The 22,763-nt window shown below is 42.5% G+C and carries 19 protein-coding genes and 1 pseudogene; 8 read left to right on the top strand and 12 right to left on the bottom strand.

Features of this window, described 5'->3' with window-relative positions; all coding sequences use genetic code 11:
* Positions 1–414: 414 nt before the first annotated feature.
* The 5 genes from AC4MBN_RS05830 to AC4MBN_RS05810 form a co-directional block, all read right to left on the bottom strand.
* Entirely contained in the window at positions 415–1,266 is an 852-nt protein-coding gene (locus tag AC4MBN_RS05830; RefSeq protein WP_125279305.1) for an IclR family transcriptional regulator, read from the bottom strand.
* 130 nt (positions 1,267–1,396) lie between these two features.
* A complete protein-coding gene (locus tag AC4MBN_RS05825; RefSeq protein WP_491880824.1) occupies positions 1,397–2,614 on the bottom strand; it encodes a CaiB/BaiF CoA transferase family protein in 1,218 nt (405 codons plus the stop codon).
* A 15-nt stretch (positions 2,615–2,629) separates the two neighbouring features.
* Positions 2,630–3,832 (bottom strand): 3-oxoadipyl-CoA thiolase, encoded by a 1,203-nt coding sequence (locus tag AC4MBN_RS05820; protein ID WP_491880823.1) that lies wholly within the window; start codon positions 3,830–3,832, stop codon positions 2,630–2,632.
* 12 nt (positions 3,833–3,844) lie between these two features.
* Positions 3,845–5,362 (bottom strand): 3-hydroxyacyl-CoA dehydrogenase, encoded by a 1,518-nt coding sequence (locus tag AC4MBN_RS05815; RefSeq protein ID WP_491880822.1) that lies wholly within the window; start codon positions 5,360–5,362, stop codon positions 3,845–3,847.
* Positions 5,363–5,365: 3 nt separating this feature from the next.
* Positions 5,366–6,145 carry an enoyl-CoA hydratase gene (locus AC4MBN_RS05810; RefSeq protein ID WP_004786253.1) on the bottom strand — a complete coding sequence of 260 codons (780 nt, stop codon included), beginning with the start codon at positions 6,143–6,145 and terminating at the stop codon, positions 5,366–5,368.
* Positions 6,146–6,452: 307 nt separating this feature from the next.
* Here AC4MBN_RS05810 and AC4MBN_RS05805 point away from each other — a divergent pair, with 307 nt between their 5' ends.
* The 5 genes from AC4MBN_RS05805 to AC4MBN_RS05785 all read left to right on the top strand — a co-directional run bounded on the left by AC4MBN_RS05805 (position 6,453) and on the right by AC4MBN_RS05785 (position 12,982).
* On the top strand, positions 6,453–7,607 hold the full coding sequence (locus AC4MBN_RS05805) for an acyl-CoA dehydrogenase family protein (protein ID WP_166135179.1): 1,155 nt from the start codon (positions 6,453–6,455) through the stop codon (positions 7,605–7,607).
* Between the two features lie 57 nt (positions 7,608–7,664).
* Positions 7,665–8,906, top strand: a complete 1,242-nt coding sequence (locus AC4MBN_RS05800; protein ID WP_004786258.1) for an MFS transporter — start codon at positions 7,665–7,667, stop codon at positions 8,904–8,906.
* Between the two features lie 114 nt (positions 8,907–9,020).
* A complete protein-coding gene (locus AC4MBN_RS05795; RefSeq protein WP_491880821.1) occupies positions 9,021–10,733 on the top strand; it encodes an electron transfer flavoprotein-ubiquinone oxidoreductase in 1,713 nt (570 codons plus the stop codon).
* Positions 10,734–11,121: 388 nt separating this feature from the next.
* Positions 11,122–11,910 (top strand): hypothetical protein, encoded by a 789-nt coding sequence (locus tag AC4MBN_RS05790; protein WP_491880820.1) that lies wholly within the window; start codon positions 11,122–11,124, stop codon positions 11,908–11,910.
* Between the two features lie 94 nt (positions 11,911–12,004).
* Positions 12,005–12,982, top strand: a complete 978-nt coding sequence (locus AC4MBN_RS05785; protein WP_491880819.1) for a fatty acid desaturase family protein — start codon at positions 12,005–12,007, stop codon at positions 12,980–12,982.
* Positions 12,983–13,037: 55 nt separating this feature from the next.
* On the opposite strand, the gene AC4MBN_RS05780 is transcribed toward AC4MBN_RS05785, so the two are convergent.
* Both AC4MBN_RS05780 and yfcF read right to left on the bottom strand, forming a co-directional pair.
* Positions 13,038–13,988, bottom strand: coding sequence for a cation diffusion facilitator family transporter (locus AC4MBN_RS05780; protein ID WP_491880818.1), 951 nt, complete (start codon positions 13,986–13,988; stop codon positions 13,038–13,040).
* Between the two features lie 197 nt (positions 13,989–14,185).
* Positions 14,186–14,833, bottom strand: coding sequence for a glutathione transferase (yfcF, locus tag AC4MBN_RS05775; RefSeq protein WP_491880817.1), 648 nt, complete (start codon positions 14,831–14,833; stop codon positions 14,186–14,188).
* Between the two features lie 225 nt (positions 14,834–15,058).
* Here yfcF and AC4MBN_RS05770 point away from each other — a divergent pair, with 225 nt between their 5' ends.
* Positions 15,059–15,775, top strand: a complete 717-nt coding sequence (locus AC4MBN_RS05770) for a glutamine amidotransferase (protein ID WP_419365869.1) — start codon at positions 15,059–15,061, stop codon at positions 15,773–15,775.
* 47 nt (positions 15,776–15,822) lie between these two features.
* Here the strand turns inward: AC4MBN_RS05770 and AC4MBN_RS05765 are convergent, their stop codons facing one another.
* The 5 genes and pseudogenes from AC4MBN_RS05765 to AC4MBN_RS05745 form a co-directional block, all read right to left on the bottom strand.
* Positions 15,823–16,410 carry a YceI family protein gene (locus AC4MBN_RS05765; RefSeq protein ID WP_491880816.1) on the bottom strand — a complete coding sequence of 196 codons (588 nt, stop codon included), beginning with the start codon at positions 16,408–16,410 and terminating at the stop codon, positions 15,823–15,825.
* Between the two features lie 129 nt (positions 16,411–16,539).
* Positions 16,540–16,995: pseudogene (locus tag AC4MBN_RS05760) on the bottom strand (GNAT family N-acetyltransferase).
* A gap of 183 nt (positions 16,996–17,178) precedes the next feature.
* Complete coding sequence (locus AC4MBN_RS05755) at positions 17,179–17,394, bottom strand: hypothetical protein (RefSeq protein WP_004786275.1); 216 nt, start codon at positions 17,392–17,394, stop codon at positions 17,179–17,181.
* 135 nt (positions 17,395–17,529) lie between these two features.
* Complete coding sequence (tkt, locus tag AC4MBN_RS05750; RefSeq protein WP_180013108.1) at positions 17,530–19,518, bottom strand: transketolase; 1,989 nt, start codon at positions 19,516–19,518, stop codon at positions 17,530–17,532.
* Positions 19,519–19,958: 440 nt separating this feature from the next.
* A complete protein-coding gene (locus tag AC4MBN_RS05745; protein WP_419365620.1) occupies positions 19,959–20,342 on the bottom strand; it encodes a pilin in 384 nt (127 codons plus the stop codon).
* 472 nt (positions 20,343–20,814) lie between these two features.
* On the opposite strand from AC4MBN_RS05745, the gene metK reads away from it, so the two are divergent.
* Both metK and AC4MBN_RS05735 read left to right on the top strand, forming a co-directional pair.
* A complete protein-coding gene (metK, locus tag AC4MBN_RS05740) occupies positions 20,815–21,981 on the top strand; it encodes a methionine adenosyltransferase (RefSeq protein ID WP_004786281.1) in 1,167 nt (388 codons plus the stop codon).
* 337 nt (positions 21,982–22,318) lie between these two features.
* Positions 22,319–22,663 (top strand): hypothetical protein, encoded by a 345-nt coding sequence (locus tag AC4MBN_RS05735; RefSeq protein ID WP_180003928.1) that lies wholly within the window; start codon positions 22,319–22,321, stop codon positions 22,661–22,663.
* The last annotated feature ends 100 nt before the right edge of the window (positions 22,664–22,763 follow it).

Raw genomic sequence — 22,763 nt, 5'->3', positions numbered from 1 at the left:
CAAATAAATTATATTTAATCTTATAAAATTTATGTTTTTTTACTTTTCTAGATTTGGGAAGTATTTATTTCTAAAAATTTATTTTTATGACTTTTAATGTAAACTTCACATTGAAAAACAGTTAATTTATTAAAATAAATATATTAAGTATCACTCTGAATGATATCTCTCATTGAAATAAATCTTACCCGAATTATTTAATATTTTTAAACCAACATTTAAGGTTTTCTTAACTATTTTTTATTGTTATACTTTATTTCTATATTTATAGAATCTGATCACTAAAAATTAATATTAAGTACTTATTCGACTCGAAAATAAAATCACTATATTCTATAAAAATATTAAGAGCAGGTATTTAATTTCAAAACCTGCTCTTAAATTAAAAAATCAGTAATATCTAACTATAAGATTTTAACCCAATTCATTTCTAATATTATTCACCATATGCAATAAGCGTGGTGCAATATCATTTTTGATTTTCTCTTCATTCAGCAAAAAACTTGGACCGCCGCAGTTAAACACCAGTAGACCATGCTGTTCATGGACAAAAGGAACTGCAACCGAATTCACATCCTTATGCCATTCACCGATTGAAAAGCAGAAACCATATTCCTGATAGTCTTTAAATGACTTCTCCAGATTTTTTTGGATCTGTGGCCATTCTTCAACATGTTTACGGCGAATCGCATCAAGCAGAAAATCACGCTCATCTTCTGGCATTGCAGCCAGACAGGCACGCCCCATTGAACTTAAATGAATCGGCAAATGGGTTCCTACCTGACGACGCATGGTGACATTGCCTTTGCCCTGCACCACATCCAGATAAATCATGTTCAAACGGTCGCGGGTCGCCATTGCAACGGCTGCCTCAGCATAGTCTGCCAGATTTTTCATTAATGGATGAGCAACCGATCGCAAGGATAAATTCGACAGCATCGAATAACCAAAAGACAGTACGCCGACTGAGAGCTGAAACTTGCTCGAATTCGGAACCTGCTTTAAATATCCTAAACGGGATAAGGTATGGGTTAAACGGGTAATCGTCGGTTTAGGTAGACCTGTCATCTGTGACAGTTCCTGATTGCCCAGATGCTGATGTTTTGGACTAAAGCAGCGCAGTAACTCCAGACCACGTGCTAAAGCTGTAATAAATTGACGGTCATTTTCATCCTGCATATCTTCGATCGGATGCAATAACTCATGGCGCAAAGGCGCAATTAATTTTTCTTCCGACTGATCGGTTTCAGGTACATCATCAGACATGTCTTCACCGTCCTTCAAATTCATAATAAGTGTTTCGCATTGCGAAATTATAAATAATTATCTTGTATATAGCAAAGAAGCAACTTTGATTAAGTTGCTTCTTTATTGGACTTATGGGTTTTCTTGTTTATTAACCAACAATACCTTGAGCTTTTAGGGCCTCCAGTTTTTCCTCATCCACGACACGTGAAAGAATTTCATTCGTATGCTCACCTAACATTGGTGGTGCTTTACGATATTCCACTGGTGTACGCGATAATTTAATTGGTGAGCCAATCACCGTTAATTTTTCTTTTAACGGATGGGGGATCTCAACCAGCATATTACGCGCTTGCACTTGTGGTTCCTGGAAAGCCTGTTCAAGGTTATTAATCAGGCCTACCGGAACTTTCACTGCATGAATTGCTTGCACCCAATGCTTCGCAGTATTGCTTAAGAAATGTTTGGCTAGCAGCTCTGTGATTTCTGCACGATGCTGAATACGCAGTGCATTGGTCACAAAACGTGGATCTTGCGGTAAATCAGGCAAACCAATTGCAGCGCTCAAGGCAACAAATTGCTTGTCATTACCACAGGCAATAATGAAGTCTTGGTCGGCAGCGCGGAACACTTGATAAGGCACAATATTGGCATGCGCATTACCATAACGACCTGGAATTTTACCTGAAGCCAGGTAGTTCATCCCTTGGTTTGCCAGCAAAGCAACCTGCACATCCAACAGTGCCATATCAATATGCTGACCCAGGCCAGTCACATGACGATTCAGCAAAGCAGCCTGAATAGCGATGGTTGAATACAAACCCGTCGTCAAATCCGCAAAAGCCACGCCAACTTTTTGTGGTCCACCCCCCGGTAAGTCATCTTTCTCACCAGTGACAGACATTAAACCGCCCATCCCCTGGATGATAAAGTCATAACCTGGTTCAGGTGCACGAGGGCCAGTTTGACCAAAGCCAGTAATTGAGCAATACACCAGTTTCGGATTAATCGCGCTGAGGCTTTCATAATCCAGACCGTATTTTTTCAATGAACCCGCTTTGTAATTTTCAATCACCACATCTGAATCAGCAGCCAGTGCTTTGACCAGTTCCTGACCTTCAGGCGTTGAAATATCAATCGCAACTGACATTTTATTACGGTTGGCTGACTGGTAGTACGCCGCTTCACGTGTATTTTCACCCTGATCATTCTTCATCCAAGGTGGTCCCCACATACGGGTATCATCACCCGTTTTAGGACGTTCAACTTTAATCACTTCAGCGCCTAAATCCGCGAGGATTTGACCACACCAAGGACCTGCAAGTACGCGACTTAAATCCAGTACGCGAATACCCTCTAATGCACCCATGTGTTTTTCCTTTGTTTATACGCGTTCGATGACCAGTGCCAGACCTTGGCCCACACCGATACACAGACTAATCACAGCATATTTTTTGCCGCTGCGCTGCAATTCACGAGCGGTGCTGAGCACTAAACGAGCACCTGAAGCACCGAGTGGATGCCCAACTGCAATCGCACCACCATTCGGGTTCACACGAGCATCATCAAATGCCACACCCAGACCTTTTAAGCATGCTAAAACTTGTGATGCGAATGCTTCATTGATTTCAATGATATCCATGTCATCCAACGTCAAGTTGGCACGTTTGAGTGCCAGCTTGATCGCATCAACCGGACCGGCGCCCATAATACGTGGTTCAATACCCGCAGCCGCTGAAGCGATGATTTTCGCCATTGGCTGGATGCCCAGTTTTTCCTGAGCGGCTTCAGAACCAATGATTAGCGCTGCTGCACCATCATTGACACCAGAAGCATTACCCGCAGTCACTACACCGCCTTCAAACAATGGGCGTAGTTTCTGTAAAGCTTCTAGATTAGAAGATGGGCGTGGATGTTCGTCTTGATCGACCAGTTTTGGGGGCAATTTACGGCCTTGTGGCACTTCAACACCCACGATCTCACCAGCAAAGAAACCTGTCTGTTTAGCAGCCTCATATTTGGCTTGTGACGCTGCAGCAAACTGGTCTGCATCTTCACGGGTTACACCGTATTCTACTGCTACATTATCGCCAGTTTGCGGCATGGTGTCATTGCCGAACTGTTTTTCAATGGCAGGGTTCGGAAAACGTGCGCCGATGGTTGAATCGAATACTTTAAAATCACGGCTAAATGGTGTTTCAGATTTGGCAAAGACAAACGGTGCACGAGACATCGACTCGACACCACCTGCAAGGAAGATATCTCCTTCATTACAAGTAATTGCACGAGCAGCATCAATCACCGCAGCCAAGCCAGAAGCACATAGACGGTTCACAGTTTGTGCTGGCGTTTTCACATCTAGACCCGCTAATAACGTTGCATGACGTGCAATGTTACGACTGTCTTCACCCGCCTGATTGGTATTACCCAGAATTACATCATCAAAAATATCAGCAGCTAAATTATGCTTCTCTACCAGTGCCTTAATCACATGTGCAGCAAGATCATCTGGACGAACCTTTGCCAGGCTACCTGCATGACGACCAAATGGCGTACGTAATCCATCATAAATATATGCATTTAACATGAGTTTGATTCCTTAAACTGCTGCAGTGTGAAGAAGAGATAGTTTTAAACGGGCGCGGCGTTGTAACCATGGACTTGGACGATAACGCTGGTCACCAGTATTCGCCAGGATACGTTCCAGGATCAACAGGATACGTTCTGCGCCCAAAACATCACCCCATGAAATTGGTCCATGTGGGTAGCCCAGACCAAGTTTTACTGCTTTATCGATATCGGATGCAGTGGCAATTTGCTGCTGGGCAATATCACAAGCCAGATTCACGACCATCGCCAACACGCGCTGAGCAACAAAACCAATACTTTCAGCAATTACCGATACGCCATGATCATTATTGGCGAATAATGCATGTGCCTGATTAATATATGCTTTTTGCGTAGAAATTGATGGCATGATGGTACGGTGCTTGGCAAAATCAGTCAGCATATCGATACTGATTGCACGAGTCGCATCAACATCAAAACGTAATGCAGCTGTTGTGGTGTCTTCACCATAAGTGGCCAATAGAATCAGACTGTCAGCCGCTGGAGTTTCCGCGCTGTCGATGACTAGGCCTTGCTCACGGATATAGTCACGCAAGATACTGGCATCCTGTTCAAGATCTGCTTTGATCCAGACCGGGCTGAATTCAGTTACTTCAGGCGCAATCTGAGCCGGAGCTTCATTGGTCTTTTGACCATCCTGATACTTATAGAAACCTTCACCGACTTTACGACCGACTTTTTTACCAGCCAGCATTTGACGGGTTAAAGCGCTTGGACGGTAACGATCTTCCTGATAATACTGATTAAAAATCGATTCCATCACTGGATGAGAAACATCCAGTGCAGTCAGGTCAAACAATTCCAGCGGTCCCATACGGAAGCCAGCGCCTTCACGCAGAATACGGTCGATTTCTGAAATGGAAGTGACACCTTCACCCAGAATTTTCAGCGCTTCCGTACCATAAGCACGGCCGGCATGGTTAACAATAAACCCTGGTGTGTCTTTGGTTCGTACTCCAAAGTGCCCCATACGCTGTGCCAGTTCAAGTAGATCTGCAACCACCTGTTCATCGGTCGCCAAGCCTGCAATCACTTCGACAATTTTCATCAGTGGCACTGGATTAAAGAAGTGGAATCCCGCCATGCGACCTTGATGCTCAAGGTTTGATGCAATCGCAGTCACTGATAATGATGAGGTATTGGTTGCTAGAATGGTTTCTGGTGAAACAATGCTTTCAAGCTGTTTAAATAAACTTTGCTTGATATCCAGGTTTTCGATGATGGCTTCAACCACCAGATCAACACCAGCCACTTCTTCAATGCTGTTTAGAATTTTAAAACGTGCCAAAGTTTCATTTAGGACTTCTTCAGTAAATTTTCCTTTGGCTTGAAGTTTTTCAAGCGTAGCTTTAAGTTTAGCCAAACCTGCTTCTGCTGCACCTGCTTTGGCATCGAATAAACGCACTTCCAGACCTGCCTGGGCTGCGATTTGCGCAATACCCATGCCCATTACACCAGTACCGATGAGCGCCATAGATTGAATGGTCATGTCTTATTCTCCAGTGTACTGTGCAGGACGTTTTTCAAAGAACGCATTCACGCCTTCTTTCTGATCTTTGGTATCAAATAGAATCTGGAAAGCTTTACGTTCCAGCGCCAATGCACCTTGTAAGGATTGATCTTGGCCAAGATTGGTCACTTCCTTAATTTGCTGCACTGCAATTGGAGAGAAAGACGCAATGGTTTGAGCAATTTCAATGGCATGCGTAATAGTGTTTTCATCTTCCACGACTTCAGAAACCAAGCCCATACGCTCAGCTTCAGCAGCTTTCACCAGTTTACCGGTGAGTACCCAAAGCATGGTTTGATATTTACCAATCGCACGCAGTAAACGTTGTGTTCCACCTGCACCCGGCATCAAGCCCAGTTTTACTTCAGGCTGACCAAATTTGGCATTTTCACCGGCAATGATGATGTCGGCATGCATGGCCAGTTCACAGCCACCACCGAGTGCATAACCATTCACAGCCGCAATAATCGGTTTCGGACAGTCAGTAATACTTTGCCAGTACTGTTCAGTATGGCGTAAATACATTTGTGCTGTGGTTGCAGTAGTGAAATCTTTAATGTCTGCTCCCGCAGCAAATACTTTTTCACCGCCGGTCAAAACAATCGCTTTTACAGCATCTAATTTTGAAAGGTATTGAAATGCTTCAGAGAGTTGCTGACGTAATTCCAGGTTCAAGGCATTACGTGCTTCCGGACGATGGATTTGAACAATCGCGACGCCATCTTCCTGTACAGTCAATTTTAAAATTTCAGTGCTTTCCATAATCTTCTCATTTCGCACAGCGGTATTTAATTAACAATATACATAAATTTCGTTCAAAGTAAACTATTCAAATTTGAACAAAAAATATTTTATAACGCCTTAAAAATAGCATTAATTACATTAAATCAATTATTTAAATCTAATTTTATAGCAAAACATAAATATCGCACAGCGAAATATACTTTCGTATATATTGATCCTTGTTTTAATTTTAATTAGTATCCGCATAAATTTAGCTTAGTGATGAGTTTTTATTCACATTGGACAAGATGTGGACAGAACGAAATCCTAGATACGGAGTTAGGACATGATTCGTGATCAGGAAACCTTAGACCAGTTGGTAGATATGATTCGCCAGTTTGTAGAAGGCGTATTAATCCCAAATGAAGAAATTGTTGCAGAAACGGATGAAATTCCTGCAGAAATCGTGCAACAAATGAAAGAGTTGGGCTTATTTGGTTTAACCATTCCTGAAGAATATGACGGTCTTGGCCTGACCATGGAAGAAGAAGTCTATATCGCTTTTGAACTGGGCCGCACTTCCCCTGCTTTCCGCTCATTGATCGGTACCAACAACGGTATCGGCGCATCTGGCCTGATCATCGACGGTACTGAAGAGCAAAAACAGCACTTCCTGCCAAAACTGGCCAGCGGTGAAATCATTGGCTCGTTCTGTTTGACTGAACCGGATTCTGGTTCTGATGCAGCATCGCTTAAAACCACTGCTGTGAAAGATGGCGATGAGTACATTCTGAATGGTACCAAGCGTTTCATTACCAATGCCCCACATGCAGGTGTGTTCACGGTAATGGCGCGTACCAATCCTGAATTAAAAGGCGCTGCAGCTATTTCAGCGTTCATCGTTGATAGCAAATTGCCAGGTATTTCACTGGGTAAACGTGATAAAAAAATGGGCCAGAAAGGCGCACATACCTGTGACGTGATCTTTGAAAACTGCCGTATCCCTGCATCAGCTTTGATTGGCGGTGTGGAAGGTGTGGGCTTCAAAACTGCGATGAAAGTTCTGGATAAAGGCCGTATCCACATTGCTGCACTGAGCGTAGGTGCTGCAACCCGTATGCTGGAAGATTCATTGCAATATGCCGTTGAACGTAAGCAGTTCGGTCAGGCGATTGCCAACTTCCAGCTGATCCAGGGCATGCTGGCAGATTCTAAAGCTGAAATTTATGCAGCGAAATGCATGGTGCTTGATGCAGCGCGTCGTCGTGATGCCGGCCAGAATGTAAGTACTGAAGCATCATGCGCAAAAATGTTTGCAACAGAAATGTGTGGCCGTGTCGCTGACCGTGGTGTGCAAATCCATGGTGGCGCGGGCTACATCAGTGAATATGCAATTGAGCGCTTCTACCGCGATGTGCGTTTATTCCGTCTTTATGAAGGAACCACGCAAATCCAGCAAGTCATTATTGCTCGCAATATGATTCGCGAGGCGACTCAGTAACAAGTTTGGCCTGATCAACTCTCCTTGCGATCAGGCCTTTTTTATAGGTAATGGATGATGGCTATAACGAATACAATTTCAAAAATTGGCCCAAATACCTGGAAAATCGCATTTATCTTTGCATTCCTCGCCCTGCTGGTCGATGGTGCGGATTTAATGCTGCTTTCCTACAGCTTAAACAGTATTAAAGCTGAATTTGGTCTAACCTCTGTCGAAGCTGGGATGCTCGGAAGCTTTACCCTTGCAGGTATGGCAGTTGGAGGTATATTCGGAGGGTGGGCTTGTGATAAATTCGGTCGTGTACGTACCGTCGTTGTCTCAATCCTTTTATTTTCGGCATTGACTTGTGGTCTTGGTTTTACCCAAAGCTTTGCTCAATTTGGTGCATTACGTTTCTTCGCTTCTCTTGGCTTAGGTTCTTTGTATATTGCATCGAATACTTTAATGGCTGAGTACGTGCCAACTAAATATCGTACAACTGTTTTAGGAACATTACAGGCTGGCTGGACAGTTGGCTATATCGTTGCGACTTTGCTTGCGGGCTGGTTAATTCCAGATCACGGCTGGCGCATGCTGTTCTATGTGGCTGCAATTCCAATCGTAATGGCGATCCTGATGCACATCATGGTTCCAGAACCAGCTGCATGGCAAGAAAACCGCTTCAAAAAAGTTGAAGTGACTGACAAACCTGCTGAGTCGACCTGGAAGCTGATTTTCCAGGATAAGAAAAACCGCAACATGTTTATCTTATGGGCTTTAACTGCCGGTTTCCTTCAGTTTGGTTACTATGGCGTTAACAATTGGATGCCAACATACCTTGAAAGTGAACTGGGTATGAAGTTCAAGGAAATGACTGCCTACATGGTCGGTACTTATACTGCGATGATCCTCGGTAAAATCCTTGCAGGCTTAATGGCAGATAAATTCGGACGTCGTTTTACTTATGCCTTCGGTGCAATTGGTACTGCGATCTTCCTGCCACTGATCGTATTCTATAACTCACCAGACAATATCCTGTACTTATTGGTGATCTTCGGTTTCCTATATGGTATTCCATATGGTGTGAATGCGACTTATATGACTGAAAGCTTCCCAACCAATGTACGTGGTACAGCAATTGGTGGTGCATATAACGTAGGTCGTTTAGGTGCTGCAATTGCCCCAGCAACCATTGGTTATCTGGCAACTGGCGGTTCGATCGGTTTAGGCTTCCTAGTCATGGGTGCGGCATACTTTATCTGTGGTTTGCTTCCTGCGCTATTCATCAAAGAAAAACTCTACGATCCTCAAAAATCTTAATCCGTTTTATAAAAAGCCTCCTAGGAGGCTTTTTTCATAATCAATTCCCAACTTTCTATTTAAAAACTTTTTCACTGTGGTAAAATACCGCTAAGCGAAACAGGATTTCTTATTATGGAAGATATTTCTAGAGAATCGATGGAGTTTGACGTTGTGATCGTAGGTGCGGGGCCTGCCGGCCTGTCTGCTGCAATCAAGATCCGTCAACTTGCAATTGAAAACAATTTAAATGATCTGTCCGTTTGTGTCGTAGAAAAAGGCTCCGAAGTCGGTGCACATATTCTTTCAGGTGCTGTGCTTGAACCACGTGCCATGAACGAACTGTTCCCGAACTGGAAAGAAGAAGGTGCGCCTTTAAATGTTCCTGTGACAGAAGACAAAACTTTCTTCCTTCTTTCAGATGAAAAATCACAAGAAGCACCGCACTGGATGGTGCCAAAAACCATGCACAATGATGGCAACTATGTCATCTCTCTGGGCAACGTGGTGCGCTGGTTAGGCCAGAAAGCCGAAGAGCTGGAAGTCTCGATCTTTCCGGGCTTTGCTGCTTCAGAAATTCTGTATCATGAAGATGGTACGGTGAAAGGTATCCAAACCGGTGACATGGGGATTGGCAAAGATGGCGAACCGACGCATAATTTTGCACCAGGTTATGAGCTGCATGCCAAATACACCATCTTTGCAGAAGGCTGTCGCGGTCATTTAGGTAAACGTCTGATCCAGAAATTCAACCTGGACAAAGATGCTGATCCGCAGCACTACGGTATCGGCATTAAAGAACTGTGGGAAATTGATCCAGCGAAACACAAACCAGGTCTGGTAATGCACGGTGCGGGCTGGCCTTTATCTGAAACCGGTTCTTCAGGTGGCTGGTGGTTATACCATGCTGAAAACAACCAGGTGACTCTGGGCATGATCGTGGATCTTTCTTATGAAAATCCACACATGTATCCATTCATGGAAATGCAGCGCTGGAAAACCCATCCACTGATCAAACAGTACCTGGAAGGCGGTAAGCGTATTTCTTATGGTGCGCGTGCCGTAACTAAAGGTGGTTTTAACTCCCTGCCGAAATTTACCTTCCCGGGTGGATCTTTAATTGGTGATGATGCAGGATTCCTGAACTTTGCCAAGATCAAAGGCTCACACACTGCCATGAAATCCGGCATGCTCTGCGGTGAAGCAGTCTTTGAAGCGATTGCTGCCGGTGTAGAAAAAGGCGGTGACCTGGCGATTGCGCGTGTGACCGAAGGTGAAGACTTCTTTGTAAAAGAACTGACATCTTATACAGACAAGTTCAACAATAGCTGGCTGAAAGAAGAGTTGTATAGCGCACGTAACTTTGGCCCAGCAATGCACAAGTTCGGTCAATGGATGGGTGGAGCGTTCAACTTCATCGACCAGAACGTATTTAAAGTGCCGTTCACGCTCCATGATTTAGTGCCAGACTTTAAAACTCTGAAAACGGTTGATGCAGTGAACTTCAAGCCGAACTATCCAAAACCGGATGGCAAGCTGACGTTTGACCGTCTGTCTTCTGTGTTTGTATCGAATACAGTCCATGAAGAAAACCAGCCAGCGCACTTAAAGTTAACTGATGCTTCGATTCCGGTGGATGTGAACCTGCCGAAATGGGATGAGCCAGCTCAGCGCTACTGCCCGGCGGGTGTATACGAAATTATGGAAAATGATGACGGCTCGAAACGCTTCCAGATCAATGCAGCAAACTGTGTGCACTGCAAGACCTGTGACATCAAAGATCCATCTCAGAATATCACCTGGGTAACACCGGAAGGTGGCGGTGGTCCGAATTACCCGAATATGTAGGGTAATTTGTGTGAGTAAGAAATCTTTTCTTGTTCATATACCCAATTTTGAAGCAGTTATAACTAACACTTCACTTTAATTTTTTAGGTAATCCCAGTTCCCTAGGGAGCTGGGATTAAAAATAATCAAGAATAAAAAAATAAAAACAGATTCAGGTCTTTTTCGCTGACTTGCTGCTTAGACCAGCTTATTGATTGTGAAATATTGTGCCCCAGTAAAAAACCAAGACCTTATCTAGTCATTTTTATTTATAAACCTTACCTTTAATTAAAATTAATTATCTGAATATACAAACACTTTAGTCGTATTCCTCTTTGGTTCTTCCTATTCAAAATGCTATTGTACAAAAAGTTTCCAATTTCTCATTTTCTAATCACGATCTAGTTTCATGACTTATAAACTGAATGCCCGACATCTGGTGCTAGACCTGCTCTATGCCTCACATAATTCTACTGTTAGCATCAAACAGATGTTATGTGCAGCAGATTTATTAGGAATCTCTGACAACAGCTTGCGGGTTGCGGTCGCACGACTCAATCAGGATCGGATTATTCAGTCAGTAGAACGCGGCATTTATCAGTTAATTGAAAAAAAATTTGATACTTCTTTTATCAGCCTGAACAAACATCCCAATATGCAGACCGCTACGGCTTGGGATGGTAAGTACATTCTGGTTTATACCGGTGCTTTGGGGCGGGTAAATCGTACGGCCTTATCCAAACGGGAAAAAGCCTTACGTTATTATGGATTTCAGGAACTGGAACAGAACGTGTTTATCCGCCCGGACAATTTGCAACTTGGTTTGAACGAGCTTAAATCAGCAGCCGTCAAGTTTGGTCTGGATCAAGGCGCACGATTTTTTCAGGTCAGCGAGATCGATCAGCACACCCATGTATCAGCACTTTGGGATATTCATGGCCTGCATCAAACTTATTTGAATATCAGCCAGGAAATTGAACAATGGTTTGAAAACCATCAACAGTTATCCTTGGCTGAATCAGCTAAAACTGCCTTTTATCTGGCAAAATCTGCTGTATTTAGTCTGCGTGCAGATCCGCTATTGCCTGAAGAATGGCTAGATGCTCCAGCCCGACAAAAATTTGAACTGGCTGTACGGCGTATGGAAGAACAAGGCCAGCAGTTATGGCAGCAATATTTTCAGCAGCAAGGCGTATAATTTATTTCCTATACACTCACAAAAATAAATTGACTGTAATATTTTAATTCAAATATAGTGACAAGAAATACAAGAACTAGATCAAGGCAGAATAATGAACAGTAAAGTGAGTGTCACAGAGCTATTTAGCCGTGAAGAAATCAAAGAGCTGACCACCCCATCCGACTTACAGGGGGCTCTGGCAGTAGGCTCAACTTGGGCTGTGATTGTTTTGACCTTTGGCACAGTCGCTTATAGCTGGGAATATTTACCAGTCTGGGGGAAAATATTGATGTGTGCCTTGGCATTAGCCATTCTGGCGGGTCGCCAACTCGCTATGGCCATTTTGATGCACGACGCCTCACACCATAGTTTGTTTAAAACCAAGTGGCTAAACACACACTTCACTGACTGGTTTTGCGCCCGTCCGATCTGGAATGAAGTCGGTAAATATCGTCCTTATCATTTGAAACATCATGCCCGCACCTCTCAACCTGATGATCCAGATTTAGGTCTGGTCAAAAACTTTCCAATTACTAAACAATCATTATTCAGAAAATTCTTTAGAGATCTAAATGGTCAATCTGGCCTGAAATTTCTGGCTGGCCGAGTCTTGATGGATTTAGAACTTCTGGAATGGAGTGTTTCCAATGATCCGAAACCAATTCCTCGCGGTAATCGCAGTAACTTGGAACTGGCAAAGAATCTGTTAAAAAATAGCTCGGGCATGCTGATTTCCAATGCTGCCCTATTTTCCGCACTTTGGGCCAGCGGTCATCCAAAACTTTATTTATTATGGCCGTTAGCTTATATCACTCCTTTCCCACTGTTTATCCGTATACGGGCAATGGCTGAACATGCGGGCCTGGAAACCAGCCATTCTGCACTGACTAATACCCGTACCACCCGTGCAGGCTGGATAGCGCGGGCTTTCGTTGCACCGATTCATGTAAATTATCATATTGAACATCATTTAATGGCCTCTGTTCCGCATCAAAATCTGCCCAAAATGCATCAGATGTTGCGAGAGCGCGATTACGTGAAAGCGCCACCGAGTTATAAAGATGTAATTGTTTCATTATTAAAAGGCTAAAATAAAAGATCGAAGTTTAAAAATACATTAAGTGTGATGGCAAAATTTTTTAAACTTAATGTTGATGGCTTTCTTTATGCCTATGATGCTCATGCGAATGGGCTGATTGCCGATGCTGTTCTGGGGGACAATCTTCTGCTTCAATTTGCAATGTCATCTCGGTAATGTGATGTTCATGATGTAACATCTCGAATGCCTCCTGATGCAACTTTTTATAGTCAACGTCTGGCGCAACCAGATGAACGGTCAGCATGACTTTCTTGGAAGTAATCGCCCAGACTTTTAGCTGATGAATATCTTCAACACCATCTAGCGCCAGTAGGTCATGGCGCAGTTTTTCAATATCGATTTCATCGGGAACCCCTTCTAGCAGAATATTGATACTCTGTTTCAACAAAATCCATGTCCGTGGAATGACCCAGAATCCGATCATGACCGCAATCACGGTGTCGATCCACATCCAGCCGCTGAAATAGATGATCACTGCGCCAATAATGACACCCACCGAACCTAGTGCATCACTCAGTACTTCCAGATAAGCCCCTTTAATATTCAAGCTTTCCTGACTGCTAGAAACCAGAATTTTCATGGAGATCAGGTTAATAACCAGTCCAAGTATGGCAACAATCAACATGCCTAGACTTTCAATTTCAGGGGGATGACTCAAACGCTGGTAAGCTTCAAACAGAATATACATCGCTACCAGAAATAGCATAATCGCATTAAACAAAGCTGCTAGAATTTCAAATCGCTGGTAGCCAAAGGTACGTTTATCATCTGCGGGTTTTTGCCCGATCTTAATTGCAGCCAGTGCAATCGCCAGTGCGGCTGCATCTGTAAACATATGTGCCGCATCAGAAAGCAAGGCCAGACTCTGAGTCATAAAACCGGCAATGACTTCTACAATTAAAAAGGCTGTCGTCAGGGCTAAGGCGATGGACAGTTTTTTGGCATTCTTCGCACTAACTTCTACATGACTATGATCATGATGATGTGATCCACCCACCTTATACTCCTTTTCATTTGAATCTGATTCTAAGTTTTAGCTACTTCTTATTACCTATACTTTCTATACTATGCCTGCACTGCTGATATTTAAGCAATTTTTTGTATAACTTGGCTCTCTTTTAAAATATCCATGTCTATTCATTAAGCAAACTTAGTACTTAAATTATTAAATTTAACTCTCTACCGAGCATAGAATCAGAACTCAGCATGAGTCCTCAATTTTTCATTTTCCAAAATCCAGGACTGCACTGAAGATCGCTGAAAATTACGCTGGATATAGGCCTGAATTTTTTCGGGAAGCTCAACATTATGACTAAGCAGACGATGCAGCATAAAGGCTAGATCAAAGTCTGCAATTGACCATTGTTCGGTGAGCCAAAGCTCTTCAAGTAGACTTTCTGTGATTGCCAGTAAGCGCTGAATATCCTGCATGGTTTCAGCCGATGCGATTAAAGGCCTTTTAGGTGGAACAAAGATCGAAGTTGAAGGCATATCCTGCCGGATAGAGGAAAAATCAGTTTTAATCAAAGCCTGAACGGCGCGGCATTTTGCTCTGGCTTTCATCTCTGCAGGATATAAAGCAGGATAATCCGGTGCCGGAAAAGCATCTTCCAGGTATTCGGTAATCGCCCAAGATTCAAATAAATGAAAATCATCAACGATCAGGCAAGGAACTTTGCCACTCGGACAAATTTTACGATAAGCCGAAGATTGCTGTTCCAGCAGATCCAGATCAATCATTTTTTCCTGAAAGTTGAGTCCTTTCTCTTTTAGAGCCACATAAACTGACATGGCATAAGGACTGATACGTTTTTTATCGACATATAAGCAGATATTGTGCATTTTTTATCCTGCCTCTTATGATTATCCACTGCTTTCTACTCTAACGCCTTTTTTATAGAAAAGGAAAATATCGCTGCATATTGATACAAAGCTGAGGCATAGGCTTACAGAGAATTGCCGATTCGGATTATTCACCTCCCTAAGGCTAAATCACCGGATTAAAAAGACTTCTAATTTTTTGCAGAATAACGTTAAATAAATATTTTACATTTAGACCTGACTGCTATGCTGAACCTTGACCACTTCCCCGATACCGTATATGCCATTCAACATCTGGCTTTTGAAGACCTAGGTGCCTGGGAAGATGTGTTTTATCAGCTGGGATTACGTGTTCGCTATTTTGAAGCCGGTATTGATGACCTGCGTAAAGCGTATGAATATACAGGTCTGACAATTATTTTAGGGGGTCCAATTGGTGTTTATGAAACGGAGGACTACCCTTTCTTACAACAAGAAATAGACTTACTTAAAGTACGTTTAGAAAAGAATTTACCCACTTTAGGTATTTGTCTGGGTGCTCAACTCATTGCTCATGCACTCGGTGCCAAAGTTTATGCAGGACATAGCAAAGAAATTGGCTGGTCTAAACTTAGTCTTCCAGCCACTGAGAATAATCCACTACAAGCTCTCGAAGATATTGAAGTGCTACATTGGCATGGCGATACTTTTGATCTGCCTGAACAGGCTGAATTATTAGCCAGTTCCTATCTCTATCCAAATCAGGCTTTCCGCTTAGGATCAAATATTCTGGCTCTGCAATTTCATCCTGAAGTCGCTAGCGATAGCCTGGAAAAATGGCTGATTGGACATACCTGTGAGTTACGCAAAGCTCAGATCAATATTCCCGCCTTACGGGCGGATCATCAACGCTATGCGCCCGCGCTTGAACAGGCAGCCAGTTCGGTATTGATGCATTATTTAGAAAACCTGCAACTTAAATAACCGTAATAAAAAAGCACCCAATTGGGTGCTTTTTTAATTTGTCACTCTTACTTTTTCGGAGCAGGTACAGAAGCCTCGGTAGTAATGTTTACTGTAATTTTATCGCCCACATTTGGAACATAACCGCCTACCCCAAAGGCTGAACGGTTAAATGAAGTGGTTGCATTGAAACCAATCGTTTGTAATTTAGTCATTGGATGTACGCCTTGTTTATTTAAAACTGCATCCAGTACCACAGGTTTAGTGACATCTTTCACGGTTAAGTTGCCAGTGATTTTATATTTGTTTTTGCCTAAAGCCTGAACTTTAGTACTTTTAAAAGTAATATTCGGATATTTGGCCGCATCAAAAAATTCTGCTGTCTTAATATGGTCATCCAGTGCTTTCACATTCGTATTAATGCTTGCAACCGGGATGTTCACATTGACCGAAGAATTCGCAGGTTTTTCATTATCAACATTAATGGTGCCTTGGATGTCACTGAAGTTTGCAGATGGCGTAGAGAAACCAAAGTGGCTCCAAGAGAAAACAGTTGCTGAATGAGTCGGGTCAATCGTATAGGCCACTGGTTTTGCCATAGAAACTGTTGCTACAGATGCGACCGCCAAGCCTAATGCTAATGTTTTGAAATTCATGTTTTTATCTCACGTTTTGGATGTTATTAAGTGTATAGAATCTGGAACCGTTTACAGCCCTAAAGATAAAACGTTTTGTTGCAGCGATGAAACGATAAAATTGTAAGTTATTTTTTTAATTTTTGAGCTTTAATCCATACGGTACTGAATGAATCCTGTTTTCTTGGCGACTTTGTTATACAACGCTTGTGCCTGATGGTTTGATTCCTAAGTCAGCCAGTAAACCCGGTCGCAATTACGCTGCTGCGCGACCTGATAGACATGTTGAATCAGCTTGCGCGCCACGCCTTATCCGCGATAGTCCGGATGGGTAAATAAATCCTGCAAATAGGCATAAGGACGCATGGTCCAGCTACTGTCATGCTCAACCACATGAACTAGTCCGACCACTTTTTCATCAATCAGTGCAGAAAAACCGTACATATTGTCCTGTCCAGGGCTAGTGAGCTTGGCCCAGGTATTTTCACTGATTTCTTCTGAAATTTGTGCCTCATAAAAATTTTGATAGCCTTTCCATAAAAACAGCCATTCCGGCTGTGATATTTGCTCTAGAGATTTGATCTGGATCTGGGATGATATTTCCATATTGAGTAACTTCTTTGGTTTATGTCTTTAATTATCTTTAAGTCAATTATTTACGATATGAGTCATTAAGTTTTTATGATGGCACGAACTTAGATTTATCTTATCTAATGTTCATAAGCAACTGCCAGATGAAAATCATCCGATATAAAAAAAGCCCCGCTCAGGGACTTTTAGTATTTTCTATTAAAGTTTTTCAACCAGAATACGATCCACCTGTTTCAAACCAGAATGCTTTTCATGGTTCTTGCGACGTACTTTAATGATTTTTTCTTCAGCCATTTCCTGAAGTAATAGCTCAACCGCAACCATTGCTTCAAGGGGTAGATCCTGCCCGATCCATTTCTGCTCGCCTGCATCCATTAAAGTAATTTCATCACTAATTTGTTCATACAAGCTCATGTTTATCTCACTCTTTCATTTCAATTATGGGAGAACACTTTTTAGCGGTTGCCACATGAAAACAAGGCTAGAAAGCGGAAAAACAAAAGACGCCCCAAAACTGGGGCGCCCTTAAAAAACGACTTAATCAGTTGATTAAGCAGTAATCTCTTTTACAGCTGCTACAACAGCTTCAGTTGTAATGCCGAAGTGTTTAAACAGGTCTTTAGCAGGTGCAGATTCGCCATAAGTGGTCATGCCGATCACACGACCATCCAGACCTACAAATTTCCACCAGTAATCTACATGTGCAGCTTCAACCGCTACACGCGCACGAATATTTGAAGGAAGAACCGCTTCACGATACGCAGCATCCTGTTTCACGAACTCTTCAGCACATGGCATAGAAACGACACGTACACCTTCGAGCTGTGCATAAGCTTCCATTGCAAGAGAAACTTCAGAACCAGTCGCAATGATGATCGCTTTCAATTCGCCTTTTTCTTCAGCCAGAACATAACCACCTTTCGCTACATTCTCAATTTGTGCTTGAGTACGAGTCTGGAATGGCAGGTTTTGACGAGAGAAAATTAATGCTGTTGGACCTTCTGAACGCATCAAAGCAGATTTCCAGGAAATTGCTGCTTCAACAGTGTCACATGGACGCCATGTATTCAGGTTTGGTGTACCACGTAAAGATGCGATTTGTTCAATTGGCTGGTGTGTAGGACCATCTTCACCCAAACCGATTGAATCGTGAGTATATACATGGATCACACGTTGTTTCATCAGTGCAGACATACGTACTGCATTACGTGCATATTCCATAAACATCAGGAATGTTGCTACATAAGGAATGAAACCGCCATGCAGTGCAACACCGTTGGCAATCGCAGTCATACCAAATTCACGTACGCCGTAGTGAACATAGTTACCTGCTGGATTGTCCTGTACGCCTTGCGCGCCTTTCCAAAGTGTCAGGTTAGAACCTGCAAGGTCAGCAGAACCACCTAGTACTTCTGGTAGTGAAGGCACAAGAGCTTGTAACGTATTTTGGCTCGCTTTACGTGTCGCAATGGTTTCTTCTTTTGCATTTACTTCAGCGATATAAGCATCCGCTTTTGCAACAAAGTCAGCTGGAAGATCACCAGAAAGACGACGTTTTAATTCAGCTGCTTCAGTTGGATATTTTGCTGCATAAGCGGCAAAAGTTTCGTTCCATGCTGCTTCAGCTTGTGAACCTTTTTCTTTGGCATCCCAAGCTGCGTATACATCCTCAGGAATGACAAATGCTTCGTCTGACCAGCCAAGCGCTTCACGAGTCAGTACGATTTCGTCATTACCCAAAGGAGCACCGTGACAGTCTTCTTTACCTTGTTTGTTTGGTGAACCTAAACCAATCACTGTTTTACACATGATGATGGTTGGTTTGTTCGCTTCAGCTTTTGCTTCTACAGTGGCTTGACGGATTGCATCAGCATCATGACCGTCAACTTTGATCACTTGCCAGCCATAAGACTTGAAGCGTTGTTCTGTATCGTCAGAGAACCAGCCTTCAACTTCACCGTCAATCGAAATGCCGTTGTCGTCATAGTAAGCAATCAGCTTGCCCAGACCTAAAGTACCTGCCAAAGAACATGCTTCGTGAGAAACACCTTCCATCAAACAGCCATCGCCCAGGAAGCAGTAAGTGTAGTGATCAACAACTTTAATATCGTCTTTGTTGAATTGCGCTGCTAAAGTTTTTTCAGCCAGTGCGAAACCAACAGCATTTGCGATACCTTGGCCTAAAGGACCAGTGGTTGTTTCAATACCTGGTGCATAGCCCAATTCTGGGTGACCCGGAGTTTTAGAATGAAGTTGACGGAATGCTTTAAGATCTTCAATTGAAAGATCATAGCCCGTTAAATGAAGAAGTGCGTATTGAAGCATAGAGCCATGGCCATTCGACAATACGAAACGGTCACGGTTAGCCCAATTCGGATTTGTTGGGTTATGGTTTAAGAATTCGCGCCAAACCACATCAGCGATATCTGCCATCCCCATTGGAGCACCTGGATGTCCTGAGTTTGCTTTTTGCACAGCATCCATTGCCAATACACGAATTGCGTTTGCAATACGACGTTCATTAAGCGGGGTTGTCATAAATCAGCGTCCAAATAAATTCAGAAGAAATAGGAAATGATGAAAAGACTTTCAAAACTGCCGTCTATTGTCTTAAAAAAACAGCGAGGGGTAAAGACTAGCCTACAATATTTATCAATTTATTGATCTTGTATTTACCTATCGGATAAATATTCTGCACTTTTAAGGTGCATTGATTGACTAGAGTTTAAGTTAGATTCTAATAAGATGATAAATCTGGAATTATTCTTAACTATTTTTTATAAATTAAACTTTCACAATATGTTGAATTCCTTTTCAGGAGACATCCATATAAGGATCAAAACAGAAGATCCAGATTTAAATAAGTGATCTTTTCCAGGCTATAAAAATGTATATGTGAATATCTATTGTCTGCCCAAGATCCTCAGACATAAAAGATAAAGATTAAAGTTAAATCAGGCTAATCGATACCAAGAAAATCATTGTCCTCGGCAATCTTTAGGTAAATAACGCTGACTGATATCGCTCGAAGAACAACTGCCGCTATAGACATCAAAAGCAATGGATTTCCCACGAATAGCCGTATCTACCCCATCCTGCCGTAGCTTAAATTCAATCCGACAAGCGGCATTGATCACGACTTTTTCAATATATTGGGTTCCGCTGCCAATTTGACGGCCTGCATCACAATGGCCATCAGAGGCAATAAATTGAGTTCGATAGCTACCTGCCTGCTCAAAAACCTCCGCTAGTTGGCTTCGCACTACATACCTGTGATAACTCATGCCTGCTACTGTCGCCAGAATGGCAATAATCGTGAGTACAATCATGACTTCAATCAAGGTAAACGCCTTTTGATACATGCTTTTCCATCTCCGTACAGTCTTTTAAACAAGTCCATACCAAAAGATTTCGCCACTTCCTGACAGGCGGTTTCTGAAGACTTGAAACTACTATGCAGAATCGGACTATTTGCAGCAAGGCTGTCTGTCGTGTGATCAATACACCCGCCTTAATTTATTAATAGAATGATCACTTTCCTTGATATTTTAGACACTCTAATTTTTATATTTTTCTTAGTATTTGGTTCTGCGAATTTATCTGGAAATCTCGCGGCTTAATAAGTGCTCCTTATCAATTGACAGACTATTTATTAACTTTATTAAATGAATCCACCCTGCTGTTTAATTAGGCATATCAGTTTTTTTAATTCCAATAATCAAATAAAAGCACAATAATTTGAAACAATTTCGTGCAATTTTGTCGAGTTGCGCTAGTCCTAGAGCACAAGTCGATGTAACATATCGGGTCTTTAAATTTAACTGTGATAGGACTATGCGCGAGTACGCTGTATTTACTTCGGAATCTGTAAGCGAAGGCCATCCAGATAAAATGGCTGACCAAATCAGTGATGCCATCTTGGATGCAATCTTAAAAGAAGACCCATACGCACGGGTTGCTTGTGAAACGCTTGTAAAAACAGGTGCGGTTGTACTTGCCGGTGAAATCACAACAACTGCGAACATCGATTTTGAAGCGGTTGTCCGCCATACCGTTAACAGTATTGGTTATCATCATTCTGACCTTGGTTTTGATGGTTCGACTTGTGCAATCATCAATATGATCGGTAAGCAGTCTCCTGAAATTGCTCAGGGTGTAGACCGTCAGAAACCTGAAGATCAAGGTGCCGGCGACCAGGGCTTGATGTTTGGTTATGCCAGCCGTGAAACTGATGTTTTAATGCCTGCACCAATTTCTTATGCGCACCGCTTAATGGAAAAACAGGCTGAATTACGCCGTAACGGTACATTGCCTTGGTTACGTCCAGATGCAAAAAGCCAGGTGACTTTCGCTTATGAAAATGGCGTGCCTGTTCGTCTAGATGCTGTTGTGCTTTCAACTCAACACGATCCTGAAATTTCACAAGCTCATTTAAAAGAAGCTGTGATTGAAGAAATCGTGAAAAAAATCATTCCTGCCGACATGTTCCATGCAGACACCAAATTCCACATCAACCCGACCGGGATGTTTGTGATTGGTGGTCCTGTAGGTGACTGTGGTCTGACTGGCCGTAAAATCATTGTAGATACTTACGGCGGTATGGCCCGTCACGGTGGTGGTGCATTCTCTGGTAAAGATCCATCAAAAGTTGACCGTTCTGCTGCTTATGCAGGCCGTTATGTTGCGAAAAACATTGTCGCTGCGGGTCTTGCAGACAAATGTGAAATTCAGGTGTCTTATGCGATTGGTGTGGCCGAGCCTACTTCAATTTCAATCAATACTTTCAATACAGGCAAAGTGTCTGATGAATTGATCGTTCAATTGGTTCGTGAGCACTTTGACCTGCGTCCATACGGTATTACCCGTATGTTGAATCTGATCCAGCCAATGTATAAACAGACTGCGGCTTATGGTCACTTTGGTCGTGAAGGTTCAGATACTGCATTTACTTGGGAAAAAACTGACAAAGTCGAAGCACTTAAAGCATCTGCTGGTCTATAAGTTTTCAAGTTTTAAAAGCTCGCTTTATGCGGGCTTTTTTTATGGCTCCTGCTTTTAGCCTGATAAAAATTGATGATGAAATAGTTGTGTTTTGTTACATCTAAAACTATATCTTAAAGTGAATAACCTCACTCTTTATAAGCAGTGAGAAGCAATCTACATAAGGTTTGTAAGAAAATACATTCAAATAATCAGACGATTTATATTTGGCGAAAATTGTATAAGCCTTTATAAAAATTACATTTAGTGAACAAATTCTGATCTAATTATTAGCATAAATTCAAATAAATACTCGCTAGACTGTTTTCGACCTTACAACTACAAAGGATATGACACGATGAATAAATTACTTGTTGCTTTGGGTTTAGTTGCTACCGTAACACTGGTGGGTTGTAATAAAGAGAAACAGCCTGAAACTGGCGCGACTACAGGTGAGCATTTAGAAAATGCTGCTACTCAAGCCGGCCATGATATGGAAGATGCCACTCATGAGGCTTCTCAAGAAACTGACCAAGCCATGGATAATGCGGCAGCAAATGCTTCCCGTGCCGCTGATGAAGCTGCAGCTGCGACTTCTCGAGCAGCCGATGCCACTGCTGAAGCCGCTAAAAATGCGACTGCTGCAACTGCGGGTGCTATTGAAGAAGGTGCAGGTAAAGTACGCGAGAAAGCTGAAAATTAATTTTTAAAGCTTTCAATCTTTAAAAGCCTGCTTTGCAGGCTTTTAAACTTTTTATACGTTTCACTATTAGACGGGCGATTGTTCTATTTAAGCTGATATC

It is taken from the genome of Acinetobacter sp. CAU_H_60, from assembly GCF_058599385.1.
Note: the sequence above shows the minus strand (reverse complement) of the source record. Positions and strands in the feature narration are given on the sequence as shown.